Annotated in this window: 23 protein-coding genes; 9 read left to right on the plus strand and 14 right to left on the minus strand. The window is 68.6% G+C overall.

Going from position 1 to position 26703, the window contains the following annotated elements; translation table 11 throughout:
- Positions 1-25: 25 nt before the first annotated feature.
- Entirely contained in the window at positions 26-646 is a 621-nt protein-coding gene (locus MTO99_RS11470; RefSeq protein WP_243553741.1) for a TetR/AcrR family transcriptional regulator, read from the plus strand.
- A gap of 57 nt (positions 647-703) precedes the next feature.
- Here MTO99_RS11470 and MTO99_RS11475 read toward each other — a convergent pair whose 3' ends face one another.
- From MTO99_RS11475 to MTO99_RS11485, 3 genes are all read right to left on the minus strand, one after another.
- Positions 704-4615 carry a methionine synthase gene (locus MTO99_RS11475; RefSeq protein ID WP_243553742.1) on the minus strand — a complete coding sequence of 1304 codons (3912 nt, stop codon included), beginning with the start codon at positions 4613-4615 and terminating at the stop codon, positions 704-706.
- A gap of 9 nt (positions 4616-4624) precedes the next feature.
- On the minus strand, positions 4625-6232 hold the full coding sequence (locus MTO99_RS11480; protein ID WP_243553743.1) for a collagen-binding domain-containing protein: 1608 nt from the start codon (positions 6230-6232) through the stop codon (positions 4625-4627).
- A gap of 120 nt (positions 6233-6352) precedes the next feature.
- Positions 6353-7408 (minus strand): hypothetical protein, encoded by a 1056-nt coding sequence (locus tag MTO99_RS11485; RefSeq protein WP_243553744.1) that lies wholly within the window; start codon positions 7406-7408, stop codon positions 6353-6355.
- A gap of 202 nt (positions 7409-7610) precedes the next feature.
- Here MTO99_RS11485 and MTO99_RS11490 point away from each other — a divergent pair, with 202 nt between their 5' ends.
- Together MTO99_RS11490 and MTO99_RS11495 are read left to right on the plus strand one after the other, a co-directional pair.
- On the plus strand, positions 7611-9389 hold the full coding sequence (locus tag MTO99_RS11490) for an ABC transporter ATP-binding protein (RefSeq protein ID WP_435520751.1): 1779 nt from the start codon (positions 7611-7613) through the stop codon (positions 9387-9389).
- Positions 9386-11518 (plus strand): ABC transporter ATP-binding protein, encoded by a 2133-nt coding sequence (locus MTO99_RS11495; RefSeq protein ID WP_243553745.1) that lies wholly within the window; start codon positions 9386-9388, stop codon positions 11516-11518. The genes MTO99_RS11490 and MTO99_RS11495 overlap by 4 nt, the downstream gene beginning before the upstream one ends.
- A gap of 93 nt (positions 11519-11611) precedes the next feature.
- On the opposite strand, the gene MTO99_RS11500 is transcribed toward MTO99_RS11495, so the two are convergent.
- On the minus strand, positions 11612-12790 hold the full coding sequence (locus MTO99_RS11500; RefSeq protein WP_243553746.1) for a serine hydrolase domain-containing protein: 1179 nt from the start codon (positions 12788-12790) through the stop codon (positions 11612-11614).
- Positions 12791-12920: 130 nt separating this feature from the next.
- Between MTO99_RS11500 and MTO99_RS11505 the strand changes: the two genes are divergently transcribed.
- The 3 genes from MTO99_RS11505 to MTO99_RS11515 are packed head-to-tail and all read left to right on the plus strand — an operon-like array spanning position 12921 to position 15327.
- Positions 12921-14099 (plus strand): alcohol dehydrogenase catalytic domain-containing protein, encoded by a 1179-nt coding sequence (locus MTO99_RS11505; RefSeq protein ID WP_243553747.1) that lies wholly within the window; start codon positions 12921-12923, stop codon positions 14097-14099.
- Positions 14096-14845 carry a 3-oxoacyl-ACP reductase FabG gene (fabG, locus tag MTO99_RS11510; RefSeq protein ID WP_243553748.1) on the plus strand — a complete coding sequence of 250 codons (750 nt, stop codon included), beginning with the start codon at positions 14096-14098 and terminating at the stop codon, positions 14843-14845. The genes MTO99_RS11505 and fabG overlap by 4 nt, the downstream gene beginning before the upstream one ends.
- Complete coding sequence (locus MTO99_RS11515; RefSeq protein WP_243553749.1) at positions 14842-15327, plus strand: MaoC family dehydratase; 486 nt, start codon at positions 14842-14844, stop codon at positions 15325-15327. Before fabG ends, MTO99_RS11515 begins: the two co-directional genes overlap by 4 nt.
- A gap of 375 nt (positions 15328-15702) precedes the next feature.
- Here MTO99_RS11515 and MTO99_RS11520 read toward each other — a convergent pair whose 3' ends face one another.
- Both MTO99_RS11520 and MTO99_RS11525 read right to left on the minus strand, forming a co-directional pair.
- Positions 15703-16173, minus strand: coding sequence for a type II toxin-antitoxin system HicB family antitoxin (locus MTO99_RS11520; protein WP_149161006.1), 471 nt, complete (start codon positions 16171-16173; stop codon positions 15703-15705).
- Positions 16170-16379 carry a type II toxin-antitoxin system HicA family toxin gene (locus MTO99_RS11525; protein ID WP_149161005.1) on the minus strand — a complete coding sequence of 70 codons (210 nt, stop codon included), beginning with the start codon at positions 16377-16379 and terminating at the stop codon, positions 16170-16172. The genes MTO99_RS11520 and MTO99_RS11525 overlap by 4 nt, the downstream gene beginning before the upstream one ends.
- Before the next feature lie 201 nt (positions 16380-16580).
- Here MTO99_RS11525 and MTO99_RS11530 point away from each other — a divergent pair, with 201 nt between their 5' ends.
- On the plus strand, positions 16581-17090 hold the full coding sequence (locus tag MTO99_RS11530; protein ID WP_243553750.1) for a hypothetical protein: 510 nt from the start codon (positions 16581-16583) through the stop codon (positions 17088-17090).
- A 184-nt stretch (positions 17091-17274) separates the two neighbouring features.
- On the opposite strand, the gene MTO99_RS11535 is transcribed toward MTO99_RS11530, so the two are convergent.
- Positions 17275-17655, minus strand: a complete 381-nt coding sequence (locus MTO99_RS11535; protein WP_243553751.1) for a hypothetical protein — start codon at positions 17653-17655, stop codon at positions 17275-17277.
- Positions 17656-17916: 261 nt separating this feature from the next.
- Positions 17917-18249 (minus strand): hypothetical protein, encoded by a 333-nt coding sequence (locus MTO99_RS11540; protein ID WP_243553752.1) that lies wholly within the window; start codon positions 18247-18249, stop codon positions 17917-17919.
- Between the two features lie 1224 nt (positions 18250-19473).
- Here MTO99_RS11540 and MTO99_RS11545 point away from each other — a divergent pair.
- Positions 19474-20700, plus strand: coding sequence for an IS256 family transposase (locus MTO99_RS11545; protein ID WP_243553753.1), 1227 nt, complete (start codon positions 19474-19476; stop codon positions 20698-20700).
- A 250-nt stretch (positions 20701-20950) separates the two neighbouring features.
- Here the strand turns inward: MTO99_RS11545 and MTO99_RS11550 are convergent, their stop codons facing one another.
- The 4 genes from MTO99_RS11550 to MTO99_RS11565 form a co-directional block, all read right to left on the minus strand.
- On the minus strand, positions 20951-22039 hold the full coding sequence (locus tag MTO99_RS11550; protein ID WP_243553754.1) for an ABC transporter permease: 1089 nt from the start codon (positions 22037-22039) through the stop codon (positions 20951-20953).
- 134 nt (positions 22040-22173) lie between these two features.
- A complete protein-coding gene (locus MTO99_RS11555) occupies positions 22174-22815 on the minus strand; it encodes an ABC transporter ATP-binding protein (RefSeq protein ID WP_243553755.1) in 642 nt (213 codons plus the stop codon).
- Entirely contained in the window at positions 22812-23912 is a 1101-nt protein-coding gene (locus MTO99_RS11560; protein WP_243553756.1) for a peptidoglycan-binding domain-containing protein, read from the minus strand. Before MTO99_RS11560 ends, MTO99_RS11555 begins: the two co-directional genes overlap by 4 nt.
- A gap of 73 nt (positions 23913-23985) precedes the next feature.
- A complete protein-coding gene (locus MTO99_RS11565) occupies positions 23986-24627 on the minus strand; it encodes a hypothetical protein (RefSeq protein WP_243553757.1) in 642 nt (213 codons plus the stop codon).
- Between the two features lie 102 nt (positions 24628-24729).
- Here MTO99_RS11565 and MTO99_RS11570 point away from each other — a divergent pair, with 102 nt between their 5' ends.
- The gene (locus tag MTO99_RS11570) at positions 24730-24915 is read left to right on the plus strand and encodes a hypothetical protein (RefSeq protein WP_243553758.1); all 186 of its coding nucleotides are present in this window, start codon (positions 24730-24732) and stop codon (positions 24913-24915) included.
- A 341-nt stretch (positions 24916-25256) separates the two neighbouring features.
- On the opposite strand, the gene MTO99_RS11575 is transcribed toward MTO99_RS11570, so the two are convergent.
- Both MTO99_RS11575 and MTO99_RS19180 read right to left on the minus strand, forming a co-directional pair.
- Complete coding sequence (locus MTO99_RS11575) at positions 25257-25928, minus strand: ScbR family autoregulator-binding transcription factor (RefSeq protein WP_243553759.1); 672 nt, start codon at positions 25926-25928, stop codon at positions 25257-25259.
- 228 nt (positions 25929-26156) lie between these two features.
- Positions 26157-26633, minus strand: a complete 477-nt coding sequence (locus MTO99_RS19180; RefSeq protein ID WP_354002534.1) for a helix-turn-helix transcriptional regulator — start codon at positions 26631-26633, stop codon at positions 26157-26159.
- Positions 26634-26703 lie beyond the last annotated feature (70 nt).

Below are 26703 nucleotides of genomic sequence, written 5' to 3' on the forward strand. Positions count from 1 at the left end.
TACGCCCGCGCGATAAGATACGCAAATGGATCTCAATCCGGATGCCGCTCCCGCCGCCGCACCGGCGACCCGGCGCCGCGGCGCCGCGCTCGAACAGGCACTGCTCGACGCCGCGTGGGATCAGCTCGTCGAAGGCGGCTACGGCGCGTTCACGTTCGAGGCCGTCGCCGAGCGCGCGGGCACGAGCCGCCCCGTCGTCTACCGGCGCTGGCCCGAGAAGACCGCCCTCATCCGGGACGCGATCACCCACGGCGTCGGCGCCCGCCCCCTGGCCCTGCCCGACACCGGGTCGCTCCGCGACGACATGCTGGGCCTGCTGCGTTCGGCCAACGCCGAACGCTCGCAGCTCATGCCGCTGTTCAGCGTGCTCGTCGGCGCCTACTACGCCGACTCGGGCACGACCCTGGCCGACCTGCGCGACCGGATCCTGCGCGACCGCGGCCCCGGCGGCGCCCGGCGTCTGCTCGAGCGCGCCGCCGCCCGCGGCGAGGTCGACCTCGCGCACGTGCCCGCGCGGGTCGCCGAACTGCCGTTCGACCTGTTCCGCCACCAGCTCATGATGACGATGCGCCCCCTCGACGACGCCGACCTCGAGGGCATCGTCGACGAGGTGTTCATGCCGCTGGTGCAGCACTACGCGCGCTGAGCGCCCGCTCGCCGACCGCCCCTTCCTGCCGTTCGCCGAGTGTCTGCCCCGCCGCGCTCAGACCGAGAAGTACTTCGCCTCGGGGTGGTGGAACACGAACGCGTCGGTCGACTGCTCGGGATGCAGCTGCAGTTCGTCGCTGAGCTCGACGCCCATGCGCTCGGGACGCAGCAGCTCGACGACCTTGCGGCGGTCCTCCATGTCGGGGCACGCGGGATAGCCGAGCGAGAACCTCGCGCCGCGATACTCGAGCTTGAACAGGCCCGCGGTGTCGGAAGGGTCTTCGTCGGCGAAGCCCAGCTCGGAGCGGATGCGGGCGTGCCAGAACTCGGCGAGCGCCTCGGTGAGCTGCATCACCAGGCCGTTCAGCTCGTAGTAGTCGCGGTAGCGGTTCTCGGCGAACATCTTCGCGGTGAACCCGTCGATCTTCGCGCCCGCGGTGACGAGCTGCACGGGCAGCACGTCGACCTGCCCCGACTCGCGCGAGCGCACGAAATCGGCCAGGCACAGGTGCCGGTCGCGGCGCTGCCGCGGGAAGTGGAAGCGCAGGCGGTCGGTGCCGAGGCTCGCTGAGCCTGCGCTCGCTGAGCCTGTCGAAGCGGAGGCGCCCTTCGACAAGCTCAGGGAGCCGGCGCCCGCTGAGCTTGTCGAAGCGGATCCGAGGCTCGCTGAGCCCGTCGAAGCGGAGGCGCCCTTCGACAAGCTCAGGGAGCCTGCGCCCGCTGAGCCCGTCGAAGCGGAGCCGGCGCCCGCGGAGCCGCCGTCGGGCGCGAGCAGGCCAGGCACGCCGAGCACGCCGTCGGGGTCGTCGCCGTGGTGCAGCACCACGACGTCGTCGCCCTCGGACACCACCGGGAAGTACCCGTAGGCGACGGAAGGATCCAGCATGCCCTCGGCGAGGATGCGGTCCAGCCAGTACCGCAACCGCGGCCGGCCCTCGCGTTCGACGAGCTCGTCGTAGGACGCCCCCTCCGCGCCGCGCCCCGGCTTCAACCCCCACTGCCCCATGAACGTCGCGCGCTCGTCGAGGAACGCGGCGAAGTCGGCGAGCGCGATGCCCCGCACGATCCGCGTCCCCCAGAACGGCGGAGCCGGAACGGGATTGTCGGCCGCGACATCCGATCTGCCCGGCATGGCCTCGGGCTCGGTCAGGGTGAGCTTCGAGCCCGACGCATGGATGCGCTTCTTCAGCGGCGGCAGCCCGACCTCGTCGGGCGCCGCACCGCGTGCGATCTTGACGAGCGGCTCCATGAGCGCGAGCCCCTCGAACGCGTCGCGGGCGTAGCGCACCTCGCCGTCGAAGAGCGAGGCGAGGTCGTCCTCGACGTAGGTGCGGGTCAGCGCCGCACCGCCGAGGATGATCGGCCAGCGCTCGGCGAGCCCGCGCGCGTTCAGCTCCTCGAGGTTCTCTTTCATCACGACGGTCGACTTCACCAGCAGGCCGCTCATGCCGATCACGTCGGCGCCGTGCTCTTCTGCCGCGGCGATGATGTCGGAGATGGGCTGCTTGATGCCGAGGTTGACGACCTTGTAGCCGTTGTTCGTCAGGATGATGTCGACGAGGTTCTTGCCGATATCGTGCACGTCGCCGCGGACGGTGGCGATCACCATGGTGCCCTTACCGGATGCCTCCTGCTTCTCCATGTGCGGCTCCAGCAGGGCGACCGCCTGCTTCATCGTCTCGGCCGACTGCAGCACGAACGGCAGCTGCATCTCGCCCGACCCGAACCGCTCGCCCACCACCTTCATGCCCTCGAGCAGGTGCACGTTGATGATGTCGAGCGCGCTGAGCCCGCCCGCCCGCGCGAGGTCGAGATCGGCTTCGAGCCCCTTCTGCTCGCCGTCGATGATGCGGCGCTCCAGCCGCTCGCCGACGGGCAGCGCGGCGAGCTCGGCCGCGCGCTGGTCGCGCAGCGCCGCCGTGTCGACGCCGGCGAACAGGTCGAGCATGCGCGCCAGCGGGTCGTACTCGAGGTTGCCGTCGGCGTCGTAGCGGCGGCGGTCCCACACCAGGTCGAGCGCGGCTTCGCGCTGCTCGGGGTCGACCGACGCGAGCGGCACGATCTTCGCCGCGTCGACGATCGCCGAGTCGAGGCCCGCCTCGACCGCCTCGTGCAGGAACACCGAGTTCAGCACGCTGCGCGCCGCCGGGTTGAGCCCGAACGACACGTTCGAGACGCCGAGCGTGGTGTGGATTCCCGGGTACTTCGCGGTGATCGCGCGGATCGCCTCGATCGTCTCGATCGCGTCGCGGCGCGTCTCCTCCTGGCCCGTCGCGATCGGGAAGGTGAGGCAGTCGACGATGATGTCGCTCACCCGCAGCCCCCACTCGCCCACGAGCGAGTCGATGAGCCGCGACGCGATCGCGACCTTCCCCTCGGTCGTGCGGGCCTGCCCCTGCTCGTCGATCGTGAGGGCGATGACCGCGGTGCCGTGCTCTTTCACGAGCGGCATGATGCGACCGAATCGGCTCGTCGGAGCATCCCCGTCTTCGTAGTTCACCGAGTTCACGACCGGCCGCCCGCCGATCAGCTCGAGGCCCGCCTGGATGACCGCGGGCTCGGTCGAGTCGACGACGAGCGGCAGCGTCGACGCGCTCGCGAACCGCGACACCACCTCTCGGATGTCGGCGACGCCGTCGCGGCCCACGTAGTCGATGCACACGTCGAGCAGGTGCGCGCCGACCCGGATCTGGTTGCGGGCGATCTCGACGCATTCGTCCCAGTTCTCGGCGAGCATCGCCTCCCGGAACGCCTTCGAGCCGTTGGCGTTCGTGCGCTCGCCGATCGCGAGGTACGAGGCGTCCTGGTCGAACGGCACGTGCTGATAGAGGGATGCCACGCCGGGCTCGGGGGTCGGATGCCGCGTGGCCGGCCCCGTGGCATCCATTCGCTTCGACGGGCTCAGCGAGCTCGACGGGCTCAGCGAGCTCGACGGGCTCAGCGAGCTCGACGGGCTCAGCGAGCTCGACGGGCTCAGCGAGCTCGACCGCAACCGCTCCACCACGGCGGCGAGGTGCTCGGGCGTGGTGCCGCAGCATCCGCCCACCAGACCCAACCCGAACTCGCGCACGAACTGCTCGTGCGCGGTGGCGAGCTCGGCGGGCGTGAGGGGGTAGTGCGCACCGTCGGCGCCGAGCACGGGCAGCCCCGCGTTGGGCATGCACGCGACGGGCACCGGCGAGTGCTTCGACAGGTGCCGCAGGTGCTCGCTCATCTCGGTCGGCCCGGTCGCGCAGTTGAGGCCGATCGCGTCGACGCCGAGCGGTTCGAGCGCGGTGAGCGCGGCGCCGATCTCGCTGCCCATGAGCATGGTGCCGGTGGTCTCGACCGTCACCTCGACGAAGATGGGCAACCGGATGCCTCGGCTCACGATCGCCTGCTTGCAGCCGTTGACCGCGGCCTTGGTCTGCAGCAGGTCTTGGGATGTCTCGATGAGGAACGCGTCGGCGCCGCCGTCGATGAGGCCCTCGGCCTGCTCGGCGAAGGTCTGCTTCAGATGCGCGTAGGTCGTGTGACCGAGGCTCGGCAGCTTGGTGCCCGGGCCCATCGAGCCGAGCACCCAGCGGATGCGGCCGTCGGCGTGCTCGAGCGCCTCGACGCGCTCGCGGGCGATGCGCGCGCCCGCCTCGGCGAGCTCGTGGATGCGGTCGTCGATGCCGTAGTCGGAGAGATTCGACCAGTTCGCGCCGAACGTGTTCGTCTCGACGGCGTCGACCCCGACCGCGAGGTACGCGTCGTGAATGCTGCCGACCACGTCGGGCCGCGTGACGTTCAGCACCTCGTTGCAGCCCTCGTGGCCCTCGAAGTCGGCTTCGATGGAGAGGTCGTGCTGCTGCAGCATCGTGCCCATCGCACCGTCGGCGATGACCACCCGGCTGTGCAGCGCGTCGAGCAGCGCCTGCGCCCGCTCGGGGCGGGGCACGCCGTCGATGTCGAGGGCGAAGCGGGCGGCGGTGGCGGATGTCACGCGGGGAGTCTAGCGGCGACCGCCGACCGCGGTGCCGGGCCGGCCCGCTCGTGCCGCGCTGCGCCGCGCGCCCACGGTCGCGAGCGCGGCTCCGCCGACCAGCAGCAGGGCGATCAGGGCGAGGGATGCTCCGGGCGCGACGCCGGTGGCCGGCAGCCCGCCCGGCCCGATCGGGGCCGGCGGCTCGGGTGGAACCGGCGGCGGCGGTGTCGGCGTCGACGTGTTCACGATCGTGCAGACCGCGTCGTCGCCCGCCTCGAGCGTGACCGACGTCGACGTGAAGGCGGTGGCCCCGACGCACACCCAGCCCGACGGTGCGTATCCGGCCGGGCCGGCTTCGGAGAGCAGGTACGTGCCCGGGTCGACGATCGCGCCGGTCACGGCGTCGTCACCGGTCGCACCCGTGATCGTGATCGTGTCGCCCTCGGCGGTGAGCTGCCAGTCGCCCTGGCTCGCCGTGCCGCCGACGACCTCCTTCACGAGGGTGAGCTCGGCCTGCTCGGCGAAGGTCGTGCAGCTCAGTTCGGCGGCGAACGGGAAATCGTGGATCTCACGCGGCGCGCCGGGCGACGGGTCCGCGCCGTGCGTGAACGCCGCCGCGATGACGTTGCCCTCGATGTTCTGGGTGACCTCCCAGTGCAGGTCCGCGCGCGGCGCGTAGATCGTACCCTCGAGCGAATCGCCGCCGGTCACGGTGATCGCCGTGGCATCCGCGAAATTCCACAGGATGTAGGGCGCCGCCGCCGAACCCGATCCGGGCATGTTCGGCGTCGTGACCGAGACCTCCGTGCCCGTGACGTTCACCAGCAGCGGCGTCGTGGCCGTCGGCACGTCGTCGAAGACCATCTCGCTGAGCGCATCCCAGTCCTCGCCGCTGATGGTGAGCACGTTCGTCTGCCCCTCCACGAGTCGCACGTGCCCGCGCGCGCCCGCCGGAATCGGCGACGGCAGCGGGGCGCCCTGGTCGTCGAGCAGCTGGATGGTGGCCGGGCAGGCCGCGAGATCGGTGGACAGCGTGCGGTACAGCTCGAAGGCGGCGGGGATGTCGATGAGCCCGGGCGGCACGGGCGTCGCGATCGACTCGGCGGACTGCGAGACCACGCCCTCCATGCGCGGCAGCGAATCGGCGGGCATGCCGGCCGGCGTCACCTGCCACCCCGGGGGAACCTGGTGGGCGCTGTAGGTCGAGGCGTCGCCGATCTTCGCGTAGCCGCCGTTCAGCACCCGCAGGATGTTGCCGCCCGCCTGGCTGAAGTCCATGCCGCCGGCCACGTAGGCGTAGACGTACGCCCCGTCGGGGTCGCCCGGCGCGACGAAGGTGGGGCCCGGCACAGTGCCCGCGGCGATGTCGTAGCCGGTGCCGAACCCGAGGTCGCCGCCGACCGCGATGGTGCCCTCGGCCTCGTCGGCGCCGAGGAAGGCGTCGCCCTCGATGAACGCGAGGAAGCCGCTGTTCGCGGGATGCCCGTCGAGGTCGACCCGCACCGGATTCACGGGCGCGACATCGGCGGCGGCGGGCGGTGCGCCCGCCGTCGCGCCGGTCGCGATCAGTCCCGCCGCGAGCGCGGCGACTGCGCCGAGCCCGATCCGTCGTGTCCGTCCTGGCCGTTCCCCCATCTCCTCACCTTGCGCGACGAGCGCCGCGAGGTCAACCGCTCGCGGACATCGGGTCCCCGAAGCATCCGCGCGGGGCATCCGCCCGGGGCATCCGCCCGAAGCATCCGCCCGGGGCATCCCTCAGGCCGGCACGACCGACCCCGGCCAGCAGCGGTACTCGACCGCGTTGTCGAACGCGGCGACCGACTCGTTCTGCGATCCGGGGCGGTGCCGCCACCACAGGTCGGCGCCGCCCTCCAGCTGGAAGTCGAACCGCAGCAGCGTCGTGAGGATCATCGACACCCCGCGTCGGCGCAGGTCCGCGAAATCGGCGTCGAACCGCAGGATCGGACCCCAGCCGAGGAACTCGTTCACGTTCGCCTGCCCCACCGGGTTCGCGTTCTCGAGGAAGATCAGCGAGTCGTGCAGGGCGGAGGCCGCGAGCGACTCGCCCGAGCTCAGCGTCAGGTTCGCCTCGAACCGGCGCCAGAGCTTCGACCACTTGTCGTCGGCGTGCCAGATGGGGTGGTACTGGTCGGTCCAGCCCGACAGCCAGCCGCCGGTGCGCAGCTCGGGCCGCACCTCGAAGGTGCGCTTGGGCATGCGCGGGTACCGGTCGGGGCTGAGGATGAACGTCATCGCGATGCCGACCGACCCGGTCAACAGGTCGTCGCCGGCGTAGCGGATGTGCCCCCAGATGCGGGAGCGGTCGCCGCTGTCGATGTCGACGAACAGGCTGTTCGCGGGCGCGGTCATGCCCCAGTTCGTCTCGGCCCACCAGAGCTCGCCCGCTCCCGCCGGCTGCGCCAGCGCGCCGACGTGCACGCCGCCGATCAGGTCGAGGTCGTCGAAGGTCACGAGGTGCGGCGGGGGCGGGAACGCGACGAGGTCGTCCAGGTCGAACCCGGGGAACCGCTCGACCACGCCGCCGAGGCCCTTCAGCTCGTCGAACGCCGTGTCGAACGCCTCGGAGTGCTCGCGGGCGCGATCGGCCAGGCCGGGGATGAGTTCGGTGAACGCGTCGCGCGTCAGGCGGTTGAGCTCGCGCCTCGAACGCTCGACGCGCAGGTCGGCCTCGCTCGGCGCGGGCGCGGCGAGCGCGCGGGCTCCGATCCGCTCGGCGACGCCGCGCTCGGCCTGGGTGAGCACCACTCGCTCGTTGCGGGATGCCCCGCCGGTGCCGTCTTCGATGTGCATGGGCTGCCCCTCTCCCGTGTCGGGCCTGTCGGGGCCGGGTCGTGCGGCCCGGTCGGCACCATGCTCCGCCGCGTGCCGGTCGGCGGCCACGGTGCCAGCCCTGATTCGGGACGGACGGCACGGATGCCCCGGGGAGCTGTTCGCGGTCCGCGTAGTCGGAATCGCGGCACCCGTCGGTCTGCTGTCGGAGGGTGCGATCAGAATGGACGAGTGCCCGCTGACGGGCACCCGTCTCGGAGATCTCCTCGTGCTCATCAAGCTCATGGCGCGCTACCTGAAGCCCTACTGGCTGCTTCTCGTGGGCGTGCTCGTCTTCCAGTTCCTGTCCGCGCTCGCCAGCCTCTATCTGCCGAGCCTCAACGCCGACATCGTCGACAAAGGCGTCTCGCAAGGAGACACCGCCTTCATCTGGTCGACGGGGTCGTTCATGCTCGCGATCTCGCTCGGGCAGATCCTCTGCTCGATCATCGCGACGTACTTCGCGGCCAAGGCCGCGATGCGGCTCGGCCGCGACATCCGCAACGACGTGTTCGAACGCGTCTCGGGCTTCTCCGAGCGCGAGGTGAGCACGTTCGGCCCCGGCTCGCTGATCACCCGCAACACCAACGACGTGCAGCAGGTGCAGATGCTCACGATGATGGCGGCGACGTTCCTCGTGACCGCGCCGCTGCTCGCCATCGGCGGCATCATCCTCGCCCTGCGCCAAGACGTCGGCCTGAGCTGGATCATCGCGGTCGCGGTGCCCACCCTGCTCGTCATCGCGGGCCTCATCATCAGCCGCATGGTGCCGCTGTTCCGCAGCTTCCAGGGCAAGCTCGACGGCGTCAACCGCATCATGCGCGAGCAGCTCACCGGCATCCGGGTCATCCGGGCCTTTGTGCGCGAGCCCATCGAAGAGGCGCGGTTCCGCGACGCGAACACCGACATCATGGTCGTCGGCCGCAAGATCGGGTCGCTGTTCGTGCTGCTGTTCCCGCTCGTCATGCTGGTGCTCAACGTCACGATCATCGGCGTCATCTGGTTCGGCGCGATCCGCATCGACGCCGGCGACATGCAGATCGGCACGCTGTTCGCCTTCATGCAGTACGTCATGACGATCCTGTCGGGCGTGCTCATGGCGAGCTTCATGACGATGATGATCCCGCGTGCGGCGGTCTCGGCCGGCCGCATCGGCGAGGTGCTCGCGACCGACACGTCGCTCGCACGTCCCACCGACGCGGTCACCGACTTCCCCGAGCCGGGCGCGGTCGAGTTCCGCGGCGCGACGTTCACGTACCCGGGTGCCGAACACCCGGTGCTCTCGCAGATCGCCTTCCGGGCCGAACCCGGTGAGACGGTCGCGGTCGTCGGGTCGACGGGCGCCGGCAAGACGACGCTCGTCTCGCTGATCCCGCGGCTGTTCGACGTCACCGGCGGCGAGGTGCTCGTGAACGGCGTCGACGTGCGCCGCGCCGACCTCGATGCGCTGTGGCAGAGCATCGGGCTGGTGCCCCAACGGCCGTTCCTGTTCGCCGGCACCGTCGCGTCGAACCTCCGCTTCGGCCGCGAGGACGCGACCGACGACGAGCTCTGGCATGCGCTCGAGATCGCCCAGGGCCGCGACTTCGTCGAAGAGATGGAGGGCCGGCTCGACGCGCGCATCGCGCAGGGCGGCACGAACGTGTCGGGCGGGCAGCGGCAGCGGCTCGCGATCGCCCGCGCGATCGTGCACCGGCCGAAGATCCTGGTCTTCGACGACTCGTTCTCGGCACTCGACCTCACCACCGACGCGCGGCTGCGCCAGGCGCTCTGGAACGAACTGCCCGAGGTGACGAAGGTGGTCGTCGCCCAGCGCGTGTCGACCATCACCGACGCCGACCGCATCATCGTCCTCGACGACGGCGGCATGGTCGGCATCGGCACGCACGACGAGCTGCTCGAGACGTGCCAGACGTACCGCGAGATCGTCGAATCCCAGCTCGGAGTGGAGGCCGCGCGATGAGCGGGCGCAAGGAATCGAAGGCGGCGAAGGCCGCCGAGATCGTCGGCGAAGCCGCCGCACCGGCGGTCGCGCAGACCGAAGAGGAGCGGCTCGAACTCGAGCTCGCCGAGCAGGCCCGCCTGTCGGCCGACGACTGGAGCGGTGCCGTCGCGCCCGGCAAGGCGCAGGACTTCCCGAAGGCGTTCCGCCGCATGCTCGGGCTGCTGAAGCCGTGGGCGTTCGGATTCGCGTTCGTGTCGCTGCTCGGCGCGATCGGCGTCGTGCTGACCGTGGCCGCGCCCAAGATCCTCGGCGAGGCGACGAACATCATCTTCGCCGGGTTCATCGGCGCGCAGCTGCCGCCCGAGCTCACCACCGAGCAGGCCGTCGAGATGCTGCGAGCATCGGGCCAGGGCGACATCGCGAACATCGTCGCGGCAGCCGGCGCGGTGCCCGGCGAGGGCGTCGACTTCGTGCGGCTCAGCCAGGTGCTGATCCTCGTGATGTTCCTCTACCTGGCCGCATCGGTGCTCACCTGGCTGCAGGGCTACGTCATCAACGTCATCATGGTGCGGGCGATGTGGCGGCTGCGCGACCAGGTCGAGGCGAAGATCAACCGCCTGCCGCTCAGCTACTTCGACCGGGTGCAGCGCGGCGAGCTGATCTCGCGCGTGACGAACGACATCGACAACATCACCCAGACGATGCAGCAGTCGCTGTCGGGCGCGCTCACCGCGGTGCTCACGGTCGTCGGCGTGCTCATCATGATGTTCTCGATCTCGTGGCAGCTCTCGCTCGTGGCGCTCGTCACCCTGCCGCTCATGGGCGTCATCTTCGGCGTCATCGGGCCGAAGTCGCAGAAGGCGTTCGGCATCCAGTGGCGCAAGGTCGGCCGTCTGAACGCGCGCGTCGAGGAGTCGTTCTCGGGCCACGCGCTCGTGAAGGTCTTCGGTCGCGAGCGGTCTTCGCTCGAGGCGTTCCGCGCCGAGAACGACGAGCTGTACGAGGCATCCTTCAAGGCGCAGTTCCTGTCGAACATCATGATGCCCGCGATGATGTTCATCGGAAACCTGACCTACGTCGGCATCGCCGTGATCGGCGGGCTCATGGTCGCGACCGGTCAGCTGCGGCTCGGCGACGTGCAGGCGTTCATCCAGTACTCGCAGCAGTTCACGCAACCGCTGTCCGAGCTCGGCGGCATGATGGCCGTCGTGCAGTCGGGCACCGCGTCGGCCGAGCGCGTCTTCGACCTGCTCGACCAGGACGAGCAGGAGCCCGACGACGCCGACGCCCCCGGGCCCGCCGACGGCGACGGCACGATCGAGTTCGAGCACGTCGCGTTCTCGTACTCGCCCGAGCACCCGCTGATCCGCGACCTGTCGTTCCGGGTCGAACCCGGGCAGACGGTCGCCATCGTCGGGCCGACGGGTGCAGGCAAGACGACGCTGGTGAACCTGCTGATGCGGTTCTACGAGCTCGACGGCGGGCGCATCCTCGTGAACGGTCAGGACATCGCGGCACTCACCCGCCACGATGTGCGGGCGCGCACCGGCATGGTGCTGCAGGATCCGTGGCTGTTCGCCGGCTCCATCCGCGAGAACATCCGCTACGGCCGCGACGACGCCACCGACGACGAGATCATCGAGGCGGCGAAGGCGACCTATGTCGACCGGTTCGTGCACTCGCTGCCCGACGGCTACGACACGGTGCTCGACGAGGACGCCTCGAACATCTCGGCCGGCGAGAAACAGCTCATCACGATCGCCCGCGCGTTCGTGTCGCAGCCGTCGGTGCTGATCCTCGACGAGGCGACGAGCTCGGTCGACACCCGCACCGAACTGCTGCTGCAGCACGCCATGGCCGCGCTGCGCGAGGGGCGCACGTCGTTCGTCATCGCGCACCGGCTCTCGACGATCCGCGACGCCGACCTCATCCTCGTGATGGAGCACGGCGACATCGTCGAGCAGGGCACGCACGACGAGCTGATCACCGCACAGGGCGCGTACTTCCGCCTCTACAACTCGCAGTTCGAGCAGGCCGCCACCGACCTCGACGCCGAGGCGGCACTCGCAGGCGGTCAGGGTGCGACCGGCGACGAGGGTGCATCGGGTGACGAGGGCGCGACCGAACCGGAGTCGGCGCGCGTCTGACGCCCTGTTCCCCGCGAAGGCACCGTGTTCAGTCCGAGGCACGCCAGGCGGTGCCTCCGTCTGAACATGGTGCCTCGGTTGCGAGTGCGCGGCTCAAAGTGCGGCGTACACCGCCCGGGTGTAGGCGTCCGATCGCTCCGAGCCGATGATGCCCGGAGACATCCGGTTCATCACGTAGGCGAAGGTGACGCCGCGGTCGGCGTCGGCGATCACGATCGAACCGCCCCACCCGCCCCAGAACGCGACCCGGCCCTCGGGGATCGCGGGCGTTGAGACGGGGTTCGACACCGCCCACCCGAGCGCGAACCGCAGCGGGATGCCGAGCACGAGGTCGATGCCGTCGGTGTGCTCGGCGAACACCCGCTCGACGGTCTCGGGCGCGACGATGCGACGGCCGCCGGCCTCGCCTCGGCCGGCGAGCACCGAGTTGAGCCGGGCGACCGAACGGGCGTTGCCCTGGCCTCCGGCACCGCCGATGCCGGCCGAGCGCCACTCGGGGGTCCAGGTGAGCTCGGCACTCAGGATCGGGCCGGTGAAGGTGCGGAACGCGGGCGAGTCGGGCGGCAGCGCGCCGAGATCGAGGGTGCCGGCGGGCGGAACGACGTCGCTCACCCGGTGATGCTCCGACTCGGGCAGGCCGAGCCAGAAGTCGGCGCCCAGCGGCTCGGCGAGCTCCTCCCGCACGAAGTCGCCGAGCGCCCGCCCGTCGACCCGCCGCACGAGTTCGCCGACGAGGTGCCCGTAGTCGAGCAGGTGGTATCCCGACATCGCGCCGGCGGGCCACCAGCTCGGCTGGGCGGCGAGTCGCGCGGCCGCCGCCGGCTGGTCGTACAGGTCGGCCGGCTCGGTGGGCTGCGCCCACCCCGAGACGCCCGACGTGTGCATGAGCACGTGCTTGACCAGCACGCCCTCCTTGCCGGCGGCGGCGAACTCGGGCCAGTACTGCGCGACGGGCCGGTCGGGGTCGAGCTGCCCGCGGTCGATGAGCACGAGCGCGGCGAGCGCGCTCACCGTCTTCGAGATCGACCACACGTTGGTGAGCGTGTCGCGCTGCCACGGCCGGGTACGGTTCGCGTCGGCGAAGCCGCCCCAGAGGTCGACGACGAGGTCGTCGCCCACGAATACGGCGACGGATGCTCCGAGCTCGTCGCCGTTCGCGAGCCGGTGGGCGAACTCGTCGCGGAGAGCGGCGAACTCGGGCGCGCAGGTGCCGGCGGGTTCGGGGGCGGGGCTGCTCGCGGTGCGGTCGCGTTCGGCGGTGGTGTCCGTCATGGGTGCTCCTCAGCGTCGTCGGTGGGAGGCTCGTCGCGCACGGCGCGAGAGTTGACTCAACATACCGCGCGGTCGGTATGCTTGTCATCCCTGGGTACGATTCGTGCGGAGAACTCGACGAGGAGGCGACATGCGCATCACCGGAGCCGTGCTCGAACGCTCGGGCGCCGAGGCGCCGTTCGCGACCAGCCGCCCGTTCACGGTCGGCGAGCTCGAACTCGACCCGCCGGGCCCCGGCGAGGTGCTGGTGCGCATCGAGGCCGCCGGCGTCTGCCACTCCGACCTCAGCGTCGTCGACGGCAACCGCGTGCGACCGACGCCGATGCTGCTCGGCCACGAGGCCGCGGGCATCGTCGAACAGATCGGCGCCGGCGTCGACGATCTCGCGGTCGGCACGCGCGTGGTGATGACGTTCCTCCCCCGGTGCGGCGAGTGCGATGGCTGCCGCACCGACGGACGCCTGCCGTGCGATGTCGGCACGGCGGCGAACACCGCGGGCACGCTGGTCGGCGGCGGCATCCGGCTGCGACGCGACGCGGGCGAGCCCGGCGAACGCGCCCAGCCCGTGCACCACCACCTCGGCGTCAGCGCGTTCGCCACGCACGCGGTCGTGAGCCGCACCTCGATCGTGCCGGTCGAGGCCGACGTGCCCGCCGACGTCGCCGCACTCCTCGGCTGCGCGGTGCTCACGGGCGGCGGCGCGGTCGTGAATGCCGGCCGACCCGCACCCGGCGACCGCGTCATCGTGGTCGGCCTCGGCGGCGTCGGCATGGCGGCCCTGCTCGTCGCGATCGCGCTCGGCCACGAGGTGATCGGCATCGATGCGGTGCCCGCCAAGCTCGACCTCGCACGCGGCTTCGGAGCATCCGATGCGCTGCTGCCGCAGGACGCGACCGACCGAGGTCTGCGCGCTCCCGTCGTGATCGAGGCCGCCGGATCGGCGCGCGCGTTCGAAACCGCGTTCGCGCTCACGGCGCCGGGCGGCACGACCGTGACCGTCGGCCTGCCGGCACCCGGAGCGAGGGCGTCGATCTCACCGCTCGCCCTCACCGCCGAGGCGCGAACCGTGATCGGCAGCTACCTGGGCTCCGCGGTGCCGAGCCGAGACATCCCGCGCTACGTCGACCTGTGGCGAGCCGGCCGATTGCCGCTCGAACGGCTGGTGTCGTCGCGCATCCGCCTCGACGAGATCGACGCCGCGATGGACCGACTCGCCGCCGGCGACGAACTGCGCCAGCTCATCGACCTCGAGGCATCCGCTTCGCCCGACCGCCCCACCACCCCCGCAACCGAGAGGACCACCGCATGACCCGCACCGCCATCGTCACCGGAGCCGCCCGCGGCATCGGCGCCGCGACCGCACGCCGACTCGCCGCCGACGGGCACGCCGTCGCCGTCGTCGACCTGCTCGAAGACCAGGCCGCCGCGACCGCGGCCTCGATCGAGGCCGACGGCGGTCGCGCGATCGCGGTCGGGGCCGACGTCTCCGACGCCGACGCCGTCGCATCCGCCGTCGCCCGCGTGGCCGACGAGCTCGGCGCGCCGACGATCCTCGTGAACAACGCCGGGATTCTGCGCGACAACCTGCTGTTCAAGATGAGCGAGTCCGACTGGGACGCGGTGCTGAACGTGCACCTGCGCGGCGCGTTCCTCATGTCGCGCGCGGTGCAGGCGCACCAGGTCGAAGCCGGATGGGGTCGCATCGTCAACCTGTCGTCGACATCGGCGCTCGGCAACCGCGGACAGGCGAACTACGCCGCCGCGAAGGCCGGCATGCAGGGCTTCACGAAGACCCTCGCGATCGAACTCGGCCGGTACGGCGTCACCGCGAACGCGGTCGCACCCGGGTTCATCGAGACCGACATGACGCGCGCGACCGCCGAACGCGTCGGCGTGCCGTTCGAGGACTTCCTCGCGGCCGCGGCGCGCGAGATCCCCGTCGGGCGCGCCGGGCAGCCCGAGGACATCGCCGCCGCCGTCTCGTTCTTCGCCTCCGAAGAGGCCGGGTTCGTGTCGGGCCAGGTTCTCTACGTGGCGGGTGGGCCGCGCGCATGAGCACCGCACCCGACGCGCGCACCGCGCCCGCCCGCTTCGCTTCGCCCGCCGACCTGCTCGGCGCCGCCGGAACCGCGCTCGGACCCGGCGACTGGTTCGCGATCGACCAGGCGCGCATCGACGCGTTCGCCGACGCGACCGACGACCACCAGTGGATCCACGTCGACGTCGAGCGGGCCGCCGCCGGTCCGTTCGGCGCGCCCATCGCACACGGGTTCCTCACGCTCTCACTGCTCACCGCGCTCGCCGGGCCCCTGCTCGCCGTCGACGGCGTCGCGATGGGGGTGAACTACGGGTTCGAGAAGGTGCGATTCTTGCAGCCGGTCACGGTCGGCTCGCGCGTGCGCGCGGTCGGCTCGATCGCGTCGGCCGAGCAGACCGGCTCCGGCATCCGCGTCGTGCAGCACCTCACGATCGAGATCGAGAACTCCGACCGCCCGGCGCTCGTCGCCCAGTGGGTGACGCTGATCGTGCCGGGCTGAGCGTCGACCGTTGCGACGAACACGAATGGATGCCTCGGGCGCGAAGCCCGAGGCATCCATTCTGTTGCTCGCGGCCTCGTCAACCCGCCGAGCAGGCCGCTTCCCGTGATCACGTACGCATTCCAGACCGGAACCGGGTCGAAGTGATTCGGGTCTTCGCGTGTGCTGAAGACCGACGTGAGGAACAGGACACCGGCTCCGAGCAGCCATCCGCCGATCAGGGCTCCCGGTGCGATCAGACTCAAGACGAGGATCACGCCCATGCGTCGATCCGATCGGCGCTGCGCGATGTCGATCTCATCTGCTTCCTCTCGTCCCGCGCGTCACTCCCGGGCGGGCGCGGTCAGCCATCAACATTCGCCGCCGAGAGCACTCCTACGACGGCGACGTGACTCGCGCAGCGGTCGGCCCGTTGATGGCGCGCTTGCCTCGATTCACCCGGTTCTGAACCTTCGGGTTCACGCCCTTCGACCCGAGGATCTGAGAGACACGGCCTGGCGACATCTTGAGCACGCCGGCGATGTCGCGCACCGAGTAGCCGGCTGCTGCCAGCTTCGCCGCGGTCGTAGCCGTTGCGGCATTGAGGTCACGCTGCCGGCGTTCGGCAGCATCACGAGCTTCGCCGAGCTCGGCGGCGCGGGTGAACTCGGCGTCGACGCCGACGTAGACGTAGTGCAGGTCAGGGCGTTCGTCGTCGTCAGCAGCATCGGTGACGAGCGCGATGACCTCGTGCACAGCCTCGTCGAGGGCGGTGAGGTTGCGCGCGTAGGTGTGGGCTCCGTCGAGGTCGATGACGTCTGCGATCCACGCGTCGCCCTCGCGGGTCACTTCGACCGTGTAGCTCATCGGAGCCATCCCTTCCCGAGCACCGGTTCGAGGTCTCGTTCGATCTTGCGGAGGAGCCCGGTCGGGATATCGCCGGTGTGCTGTGGGACCGTGGTGTGCCCAACGACACCGTCGACCTCGACCCGGTAGAAGCGGTGCGATCCCTTCTGGCGGAGCACCGCGCCACCGCGGACCTCGATCGCCCGGTTCACCTCGCGTGCCTTCACAGTCTAAGTTTAGTTCCTAAACAGCGCAAGTGTCCAGACGCTAAACACCTTGGCTCGGGAGGCCGTTCCCGCATTTCGCCTCCCTCGTCTCGTGCGTTCGTCTGATCATGTCCGGAACCAGCGAGATCGATATGCTCACGTCCAGATGCACGCCGAACACGAGAAGAGTGTGAAGCAGATTCCACGAACCGAGCGGCAGGGATGAGCCGACATCGACGACGATTCCGTATCGCGACGGGAATCCTCGCCGCGGGGTGTTGCGCGTTCTACCTGGGATTCGCCGCCGTGCTCTTCGTCAACCAGCGCGTGGCCGAGGCTGAACACATCACCGCAGACGGCTGGTTCGCCACGCCGATCGCCATCGACCCCGACCTGATGAACACCACGCTCGTCGTCGTCGCGATGGTCGCGCCGCCGTTGATCTGGTTCTTCGGGTGGCTCGCCGCGCTGGCGCGCACCAACCTCCGACCCGTCGGGATCCTCTGTTGGATGGTCGCGGTGAGCGCAGCACTCGCCGGCGCCCTCGCCACGTCGCCCGTCGTCTTCGTCGTCTTGCACATCGTGTCAACGGTGATCGCGGTCGTCGTCGCGATCCTGCTCGTCCTGTCCGTGACCGGCATGGTCCGCGACATCACGGCATTGCGAGCAGAGGATGCACTGAGCCGCCCATCGGATTCGGACGGGACGCCGGGTCGCGTGCGTTGGCCGTAGGCCCCGCGGAATCCGCGTCTCATCACGAGCAACAGCACGGATGCCTCGAGCGCGAAGCACGAGGCATCCATCTGTGTAGAGCGCAGATCAGACCCGCTCGACCACCATCGCCATGCCCTGGCCGCCGCCGACGCACATGGTCTCGAGGCCGTAGCGGCCGCGTATTGAATCGACGCCCGGTTGTTCAACCGTAGAGTCCGGTCGGAATCTGCGGGCAGGCTTCGCTCACCTCATGGAAGCGGCGCGGGGATATGCCCGACAGTTCATTGAACGGGCTCCACATGCTTTCGCCGTCGAGGCTCTCGGTGAACTGTTGCCAACTCGGGGGCGATCCGATATCGAAGCCCTCTTCTTCGAGACAGTCGACGAGCTCATTCGACAGGTAGTCATAGAGAAACCGCCGCTGGGACTCATTCAACGGAGCGTTGTACTTCGGATCGAGCGGGTATGAGGCTTCGCACGTGAAGAGCGCAAGGTTGTACGTCGCTGCTTGCGCGCTGGGCAGATCCCCGGATGCCAAACCGCCATCGGAGCCCACGGTGACCGTGAAACCATGCGTTGCCATGCAGCCAACCATCACTTCTGGCCACTCTGCCCGCTCGATTACTCTCACGAGGGGGACTTCGGGGCGCGGCTGATCCGGCGTCCCGAACTCCAGCCACGCCTGGTCGATCGCTTCCTCGATGAGAGCCTGGCTCTCAGCGGCTGAGAGCGCGTCGGGTGTGGGAGTCGGGGTGGGTTCGCGGGGTGCGCACCCAGCAAGAGTTGCGCTCAATATCAGTGAGAGTGCAGCAACCCCGGCCGGCTTCATTGCAGACCGCATGGGTCAGGCTGCGCAGTACGGGCCGCTCATCGCCGCGCGAAAGCTACCGCCTGAGAACACGGTCTGCTGGTCAACCCAGTGGAAAGCCCCGCCCCAGTTACTGATCCATTCAGCCTGCGCGCCCTGAGATGGATACGTGTACTGACGAAAGATTCCGGACTGTGTCGCTGTGTGATTGTGCGAACCGATTCCCATCAGTTGCGTGCCTGCCCACTGCGACCCGCAGGACAGATACCCGTACGTCTCATCCGCGGCCGCCTGGGCCGGCGCGGCTGCAACAAGGCTCAACGCGACCGCCACGAGGATCGCCGTCGTCGATGCAAACAGATTCTTCATCGATCCTCCATATCCAGCCCAATAAGGCCGGTGATGTTGTGTCGTCGACGCCATCCAAGCGGTAGTTCTTCTTGATGCTCAATGTGTCGTTCGGGACACATCGGCACGGAGCTTACGCCCAGAGAACCGTTGCGTTCCCCTCGCAGGTTCTCGGCGCTCTGCCTGCAGCGCCTCGTTGACTTCGCCCACCTCGAGCGGGCTCCTGGCAACCACCAGCTCGCGCGACCGAGCAGCTGCCTAGTGACGCGCACTGCGCCTTCCGCGTCTGCTGCACTTGTTGCCGTGCGTGTAGATCGGTTGTTAGATACCGGTTGACCGACACTATTGGAGGAAATGTGAAGAGGCACGTTCTCATCTCGACCATCGCTGCTTCGGCCGCGTTCGCCCTTCTGTGCGGGGGAGCCGCGCCGGCCTTCGCTGCGTCGGCTTCGGGTGGGCGAACGTGCCCTGGGCACGCCACACTGGTCGCCGCGAAAGCAACAACTGGTGGGCCGGGCTACACGCGATTCGACACTGCCACGCAGTACGCCCGAGTCGACTATGTCGCTGGAGGCGCCTGGGACACTGGCTCGCCGTTCTTTAGCGCGCACTGGATCATCAGCTCGTCGGGGGCTGTGACGAACGCAACCTCGTACTGCTACTGATGCGATGCGGGACTCGCACTTCGTTACTCATTCTCTCGTTCGCAGTGGTGATCTCATTCACCGGATGTACCGCTTCGACCGAACCATCGAGCGCCCTCGCTTCCCAACGTTCGGCGACTGAACGAGCTCAAGACCTTGCGGCCTGTATCCACGAAGCCGGCTTCGATGCTGTGGTGACCTGGCAATCCACGGTCGAACTCGCTGAGCCGATACCGAAAGATCAAGCAGCTGCGTACGAGAAGGTTGCGAGCGGGTGCGTTGAATCCACACACGCACACGAGTTCACGTTCACAAGGAATGACATCGAAGCGCTCTACGAACTTGAGTTGGAGCAGCGAAGATGCCTGATCGAACATGGATACGCGATTTCGGAACCGCCGTCTCCCCAGGTGTACTCGGACACATTCGACTCGGATCAGCGGTGGTTCGCGATGTCTGAAGTAGAGACGACCCAGCGGTGGCGTCCCCGGGTGTGGTGGGGTTTCCGGCAGGGCTCGCGGCGTCGTAGACGCTGGTGAGCCATCGTGCGATGGTCAGTGAGTACCGATCAAAGTCACTCACAGGAAGACACAAACGCACGATGGCTCTAGACCAGTCTGCCCTCCTCGAGCTCCTCGGGGAACTGCAGTCCACCGATGTCAGCGACCGGATCCGGCTCGCGACGCAGAAGCTCTACCAGGAGCTGATCGACGCGGAAGCGACTGCGTTCATCGGCGCCGCGTCCTACGAGCGCTCGGAGGGGCGTGTCGCGGTCCGTAACGGGTCGCGTCCGCGGACGCTGACCACCACGGCCGGGGATCTGGATCTGCGGATCCCGAAGCTGCGACAGGGGTCGTTCTTCCCGTCGCTGCTGGAGCGGCGCCGCCGGGTCGATCAGGCGCTGTTCGCGGTCGTGATGGAGGCTTACGTCCACGGTGTCTCGACCCGGAAGGTCGACGACCTCGTCAAGGCGCTCGGCGCCGATTCGGGGATCTCCAAGTCCGAGGTGTCTCGCATCTGCCAGGACCTCGACGAGGACGTCGCCGCGTTCCGCGAACGGCCGCTGGACGCCCAGGACTACCCGTATGTGTTCGTCGATGCGACCTACTGCAAGGCCCGTGTCGGTCGTCAGGTTGTCTCGCAGGCGATCGTCGTGGCGATCGGCGTCGCCTCCGACGGCACCCGGCAAGTCCTCGGCTTCGACGTCGGCGATACGGAGTCCGAGCCGTTCTGGACGGCGTTCTTCCGGTCGTTGAAGGCCCGCGGTCTCGGCGGAGTGCGCCTGGTGATCTCCGACGCCCACTCCGGGCTGATCAAAGCCATCCAGGTCGCGTTCCAAGGCGTCTCGTGGCAGCGCTGCCGGGTTCACTTCATGCGCAACGTCCTGGCGAAGGTCCCCAAGGTCGCCGGCCCGATGGTCGCCTCCATCATCCGCACCGTGTTCGTCCCGCGCGGCAAGGCCAGCCTCGTCAAAGCACAGTTCGGGGAGGTCGTTCGCATGCTCGAACGCTCCCATCCGGCCATCGCCGAGATGCTCGAGGATGCCCGCGATGAGCTCCTCGCGTTCACCGGGTTCCCGGCCGCGCACTGGCAGCAGATCTGGTCCACGAACCCGCTGGAACGGCTGAACAAGGAGATCAAGCGCCGCACCGACGTCGTCGGCACCTTCCCCAACCCTGCCGCGCTGCTGCGCCTCGCCGGGCACGTCCTGATCGAGCAGCACGACGAATGGGACAGCGCCGACCGCCGCTACTTCAGCGACGCCTCCATGGCCCTGCTGAACACCACCGGAGAGGAGGACAGCATCCCCGAACTCATCGCGGCATAATCAGAAGCAGCTGACCTCGCCGGTGTTGAGAAACTCCACCACTCAGAGGGACGCCACCCGACCCAGCTCTCGCGGGACCAATTCAAGGCTCTCTTCACCAGTTGCCCGCCGCCATCTTGGTACTACTGAGGCCGGGCTATCTCGGATTTCCATACGCTCTTCGCCGAACGGGATGCTGTCCTTCGCCGACGGGCGAACCGTCCTGTTCCGCACCCGTAAGTGGTCGATGGCTCTCGCGACGCTGCCCGCGCTATGGGACGCGGAGTTCTCGGATGGGTTCGCGGCGTGCGGCGGCCAGGGCGGGGATGAGGGCCGCTGCAACCGCCACCGCGGTGGCGAGGGTGGCGACGCCGAGGGTGTACTCCCAGCCGGGTTGCGGGTCGCCGGTGATCGCGAGGGTGACGTGCGCGATGGTCGATCCGATGATCGCGCCGGCCGCGGCCAGGAGCGCGGTCTGGGTGAGGAGGAGCCCGACGATGAGGGCCCGGCTTGCGCCCAGGGCGCGGCGTCGGCCGAAGTCTTTGCGGCGGAGCATGACGATGCCGTAGAGGATCGCGCCGACCAGGATCGCGGTCAGCGCAAGGATCCCGAGGGTCAGGGCGTGCCCGTAGCCGCCGAGTTGTCCTTCGATCAGGGCGCGGAGGGTGGCGAGGCTCTCACTGGTCTGCACGGTCACTTTCGTCGGGTCCTCGACGGCGAGGACGCTGGTGACGGCGGCCGCGACGGGGGCGACGAGGTCGGGGCGTTCGGCGATCACGACGAGGATCCCGACGGGTTCGGGGTGGGTGGTGTCGGGTTGGGGTGCGATCAGCACGGGTTCGAGGAACGCGAGATGGTCGGGCACCTCGATCAGGCCCGCGACCGCGTACCCGGCCCCGGTGGTGGTCGCGACCTGCCCGACGGGTTCGTTCAGCCCGAGCTGTTCGGCGGCGGTCGTGGACGCGTACGCGATATCGCCCGCCCCTGCCGTTGTGCCGGTTTCGGGTAGGCCGAGCTCGTCCCAGTCGGCGCTGTAGGCGTGGCGGAGCGGGACGCGGGTACCGCCGGGGAACGCGGTGTTCTGCACGTCGGTCGCGAGGCTGAACGCGCCCGCCCAGTCGATGCCGTCGAGATTCCCGATCCGGTCCAGGACGGTGGTATCGAGCCCGGCGGCGGGGTCGGCGCGGATGATGATCGACCGGGTGCCGGCGGAGTCGATCGACCCGACCACCGCTTCCTGGGCGCCGACGGTGCGGCCCGAGGTCAGCAGGACTGCGGCGCACATGCCCGCGATCATCACGATCGTCAGGATGCTCGCGACCGGTGCCGCAACCGCGGACACGATCGCTTCGCGCAGCACCGGCAAGATGCTCCGCCGCCGACGACTGGCTCGGCCCGGTCGGGGCGACGGCCACGGTTGGGCGATGGATCGGGTCGGATGCTCCGTGGCTGCTGTCGCACGCGCGGGCACGGTGACCGGCTCGTCGGTGCGGGTCATAGTGGGATCCGGCGGTGGCAGCGGGCCACGAGGGCCGGGTCGTGCGTCACGATCACCGCGGTCCCACCCCGGGCGGCGTGGTCGTGGAACGCGTCCACGACGAGATCCGCGGAGTCGGGGTCGAGGTTCCCGGTCGGCTCGTCCGCGAGCAGCACCCGCGGCTGCCCGAGCAGCGCCCGGCACAGGGCGATGCGTTGCGCCTGCCCGCCTGACACCTGCCCCGGCTTCGCACCCCGACGCAGCCCGACACCGAACCGGTGCATCAACTCGTCCGCCCGACGGGTCGCGTCCCTGCGGTCGTCGCCGCGGTACAGGGCAGTCTCGACGATGTTGTCCATCACGGTGCGGGTCGCATCCAGCGCAGCATCCTGGAACACGAACCCGAACACCTCCGCCCGCAGCCCCGCCCGCGCCCGATCCGACAAGCCCTGCACTTCCCGCCCATCCAGCAGCACCCGACCTTCCCGGGGCTTCAACATCAACCCGAGCAGGTACAACAGGGTCGACTTGCCCCGACCAGACGGGCCGGTCACCGCGACCACCTCACCCGGGTGAAACGCCGCCGACCACCCCTCCAAAAGCGGGGTGCCGGGGTCGTACCGGAACGACACCGCGTCCGCTTCCAACAAGGCGCTCACCCGGATGCCTCACCCGTGGCCGGCACCCGAACCCGCAACCCAGCCGCAGCGCCCTCGATGACCGACATGCCCTTCGCCGACGCAACCACCGTCACCACATGCGCGACCCCGGTCTCGTCGATCACCGACACGCTGCCATCCGGGTCCGACCGCAGGGCAGCGGACGGGGCCACGACACCGGTCACGGTCGGTTGGGTGATGATCTTCGCACTCAAAAGGCTCTGCCCGGTCACCGGGATCAGCCCGCACCGGTCCGCGCAGATCGCACCGTCACCATCAGCCTGCAACCCCACATTCACCACATCCGGTGAGGCCGGGTCAGGCTCCTGCCCCGCCACGACCGCACCCCAGGCCGCGTCCTGTGCGGTCAACTCCACCCTGGTACCGGCCGGCATCATCGCCGCCTGCGCCGCCGTCGCGGGAATCGTGAACGTCGGCTCGACCGCCAACCCCGACACCACCTCCTCACCACCCGCCAGGCTCGCGCCCCGGTACACGACCTCCTCGTCCACCGCGACCCGGCCCGGGAGCGAGGGCACGAACACCACGTCCCCTGCCTGGACGACCCCGTCGTCCTCGATGCCGAGCGAGTCCTGCCAGTCCCGCACCGCAGCCTCGGTCGCCCACCCGAACACCCCATCGGCGTCACCGTCGAACAGACCGAGCCCGGCCAACAGCCCCTGCAACTGCGCGACATCCGCCCCCGACACGCCCCGACTCATCGACCGGAACGACGGCGTCGCCCCCGCCGCGACCACCACCGGACGCAGATTCACCGAATACAACACCTGCCCCGGCGCAACCTCATCCCCCGCAGCCACCGAAACCGACGTCACCGTCCCGACCGCCTGATTCGTCCCCGCCGGCGCCTGCGGCCACTCCGCGACCGCGTTCAACGACACCGACGACCCCACCTCACCATCCACGAGTTCTACGAACGTGAACGGCGCCTCCACCAACGCATCCTCCGGCGGAGCAAACACCGCAGACACCGCCCACCCCACCCCAGCACCCACCGCCAGCACCAGCACACCACCCGCCGCAACCAACGGCCAACCACGGCGGCGGGCGCCGGACACCTCGGTGTTACCGGTCATCGCCACCCTCCCGCGATCACACCGCGAACCTCGCCAACGAGCATTGCTTGACCTCCGTACGGCTTGGCGACCCCTACTCGAACAGGTCAGCAGGCATCGCGGGGCATTCGCGGTGCAGCCTCATCGATTCGGACTCCGAAGAGATCGCAAGACGGGCATAGGGCGACCATAATTCCGGCTCGCTGTAGTAGCCCTCGATGAAGCTCGCTTCGCTCGGGGGTTCCTCCACCATGTACCCCTCCCGATCAAGACAATCAGTCAATTCCTGGGTGTAGTACTCGTAGATTCGCCCGATCTGCTGCTCCGTCAGCTTCTGATTGAACGCCGGATCGTACGGGAACATAGCGGAACACTTCCAGAGTCCGACCGCATACGCCTGCTGCTGGGCAACGGACATCGGCCCTGTCTCGAGATTGCCGTCTGCGCGAATCTCGGCATCTGGGAACCCCTCGTCGACAAGGCATCCGGCCAGCTCCGCCGGGGCCGATTCTGGCGTGACATAACGGACAAGCCGAACCTCCGGCCGAACTGCGTTGGGAAACTGGCTCGCCACCTGCTCCCAGCGTTGATCGATCAGGTCGAGAGTCAGCGCGTCGTACGTTTCAGTCTGGCGGCTCGCCGACGGTGGCGGACCATCTGCGGCACACCCGGTCATCATCCATACGAGGAGCAGCGCGACCCCGAGTCGCGCACTGCCACGAATCGGCATAACCATCGATCCACCCTTCTTGCTCCATCAAAACAATACTTGACAGCCGGTTTTTGCGACGAATACTCCGACCCGCAAGTTCGGACCCTTGCACTGGATAGGAGAATCATGAAGAAGCGGAGTATGGCAATGGCGTCATTGGCGGTTGCCGCCGCGTTGGTCGTCAGCGCCGTTGCCCCGGCGTTCGCCGCCACGGAAACCCTCAACCAGATCTGCTCGAGCCCCCGCACGCAGCGGGCGACCGTGGATCAGACCGGATGGGGCAGCATTACGTTCAACGTGACTGGCGCTTGACCCCTGATCTTGGACACGCTGATTCCAGCACCGTGCTGGGGAAGCGAGAATCCAAGGGATGGCTAGGAATCGGCGATCAACACGTCCGACGCCACATCGGAATCGAGCTGATCAGCCACAAACGTTCGAACTCAGCGACCAACCCATCAGTACGACGGATGCTGAAGCTACGTTCCCCTCCGTCGCTGACTTCTCAACCAAGGGAGCTGGGCGGCGATAGAGGCGCGCATCCGCTACACCGGTTCGGAAATGAAGATCAGCATTCCAGGGATTTTGCGGGTCGGCTCCTTGTGCATTGACCGGTCGAGTGGCGGTCGGAGAAGCTCCGGGATGTGCTGCGACTACGCCTCTGACTGCCGTCGGCGCGTATCACGCTCAAGACGAGAGAACGTCGCCTCAATCATTCCGAGCACATGTTCCTGCCGATCTTCGGCAACGACGGCGGCGATAAGGATCTTCCACATCTCATGCACGCGCTCGGGAAGGTCGCGACGTCCGGTAAACGCTTCAGACACGAGCTGCACACCCGTGAACGCTGGAATGATGAAGCGCGCGAGTAGATCGGGGGCGATCACTCCGTTCGTCTCTCCCTGGTGCTGCGCGCGCATGGCGAGCTGTTCGAACGTCTCCATCCAATCCTGATAGGGACCCGCGATGGGAGAGTCGAAGGTGGAAGAGTCCGTCGTGAGTCGAATCCCTGCCCTGACAATCGGATCGCCGACGAGCCGTCCGGCGAGATCCGCAGTGAGTTGCACCATGTGTTCGATGGCCGAAGCATCATGCGACATGATCTTCTTTGCTGCTTCGCGCGTGATCCGGTGTTGCTCATCAATCAACGCGCGCGCAATCTCTTCCTTCGAGTTGAAATGGAAGTAAAGTGCCCCCTTTGTTACGCCAGCGGCTTCGCTGATCTGCCCCAGCGAGGCGTTCGCGTAACCGACCTCGCGAATAACCTCGGCGGCCCCCTGCATGATCTTGTCACGAGTGACTCGTGCCCTGGCCTGCTGAACCATGCGCCTCCGGTTTCTGCGTTGCCGCGTCCAGCAATGCTAGCGAAGCGTGCATCGCCGGATACAGCTGCATCGCCGCTGCAGTCAACATCCCATCCAGGTCGAGAGTGAGCCAACCATGCGTGCTTCAGATTTGGCGTAGCGAACCTTCGCAGCCCAGGTGCAGATGCGCCCGAAACCGTATTCGAACGCCAAGAACCCGCGTCTTCGTCGGATCGACTGCCTTGCTGTCTATGAGGAGATCATTCCTCTTGCACGAGCCCGGTTTACGGCGTCGAGTCGGGACTGTGCACCCAGAAACACGAAGCTCTCGTAGAGATGTCGTTTCACCGTACCTTCCGCGATGCCGAGTTCCACCGCCACTTGTTGATTCGTCAGACCGTGTGAGACGGTGCGGAGAACTTCGATCTGGCGGGGGGTCAATCCGCGATTGGGCGCCAGCTTGTGACCAATTGCCGAGCCTTCTACTGTGGCGGACATCAGAGTTGATAGTGCGTGGGCGAGTTGGACTGGCGTGCAGGAACCTGGAAGCAAGATCGATCGAGGCGAATGGGCGATCACCCTTGCGAGCGGAGATTGCGGCATGCTCGCCAACCCGACAACGTGGGTACCCCTCGGAATGCGCCAACTTGAAATCGCGGTCCGCGTGTCTCGCACTGTCATGCAGTCAATGTCTGCGACGAGTAGCCCACATTGTCGTGAGGTCATGATCGCTCCGAGCTGATCGATCGAAGCGGTCGAGCCCACCACGGTGCAACCAGCACGATGACGGATGGAC

Source organism: Agromyces larvae (assembly GCF_022811705.1).
GTDB classification, from domain to species: domain Bacteria; phylum Actinomycetota; class Actinomycetes; order Actinomycetales; family Microbacteriaceae; genus Agromyces; species Agromyces larvae.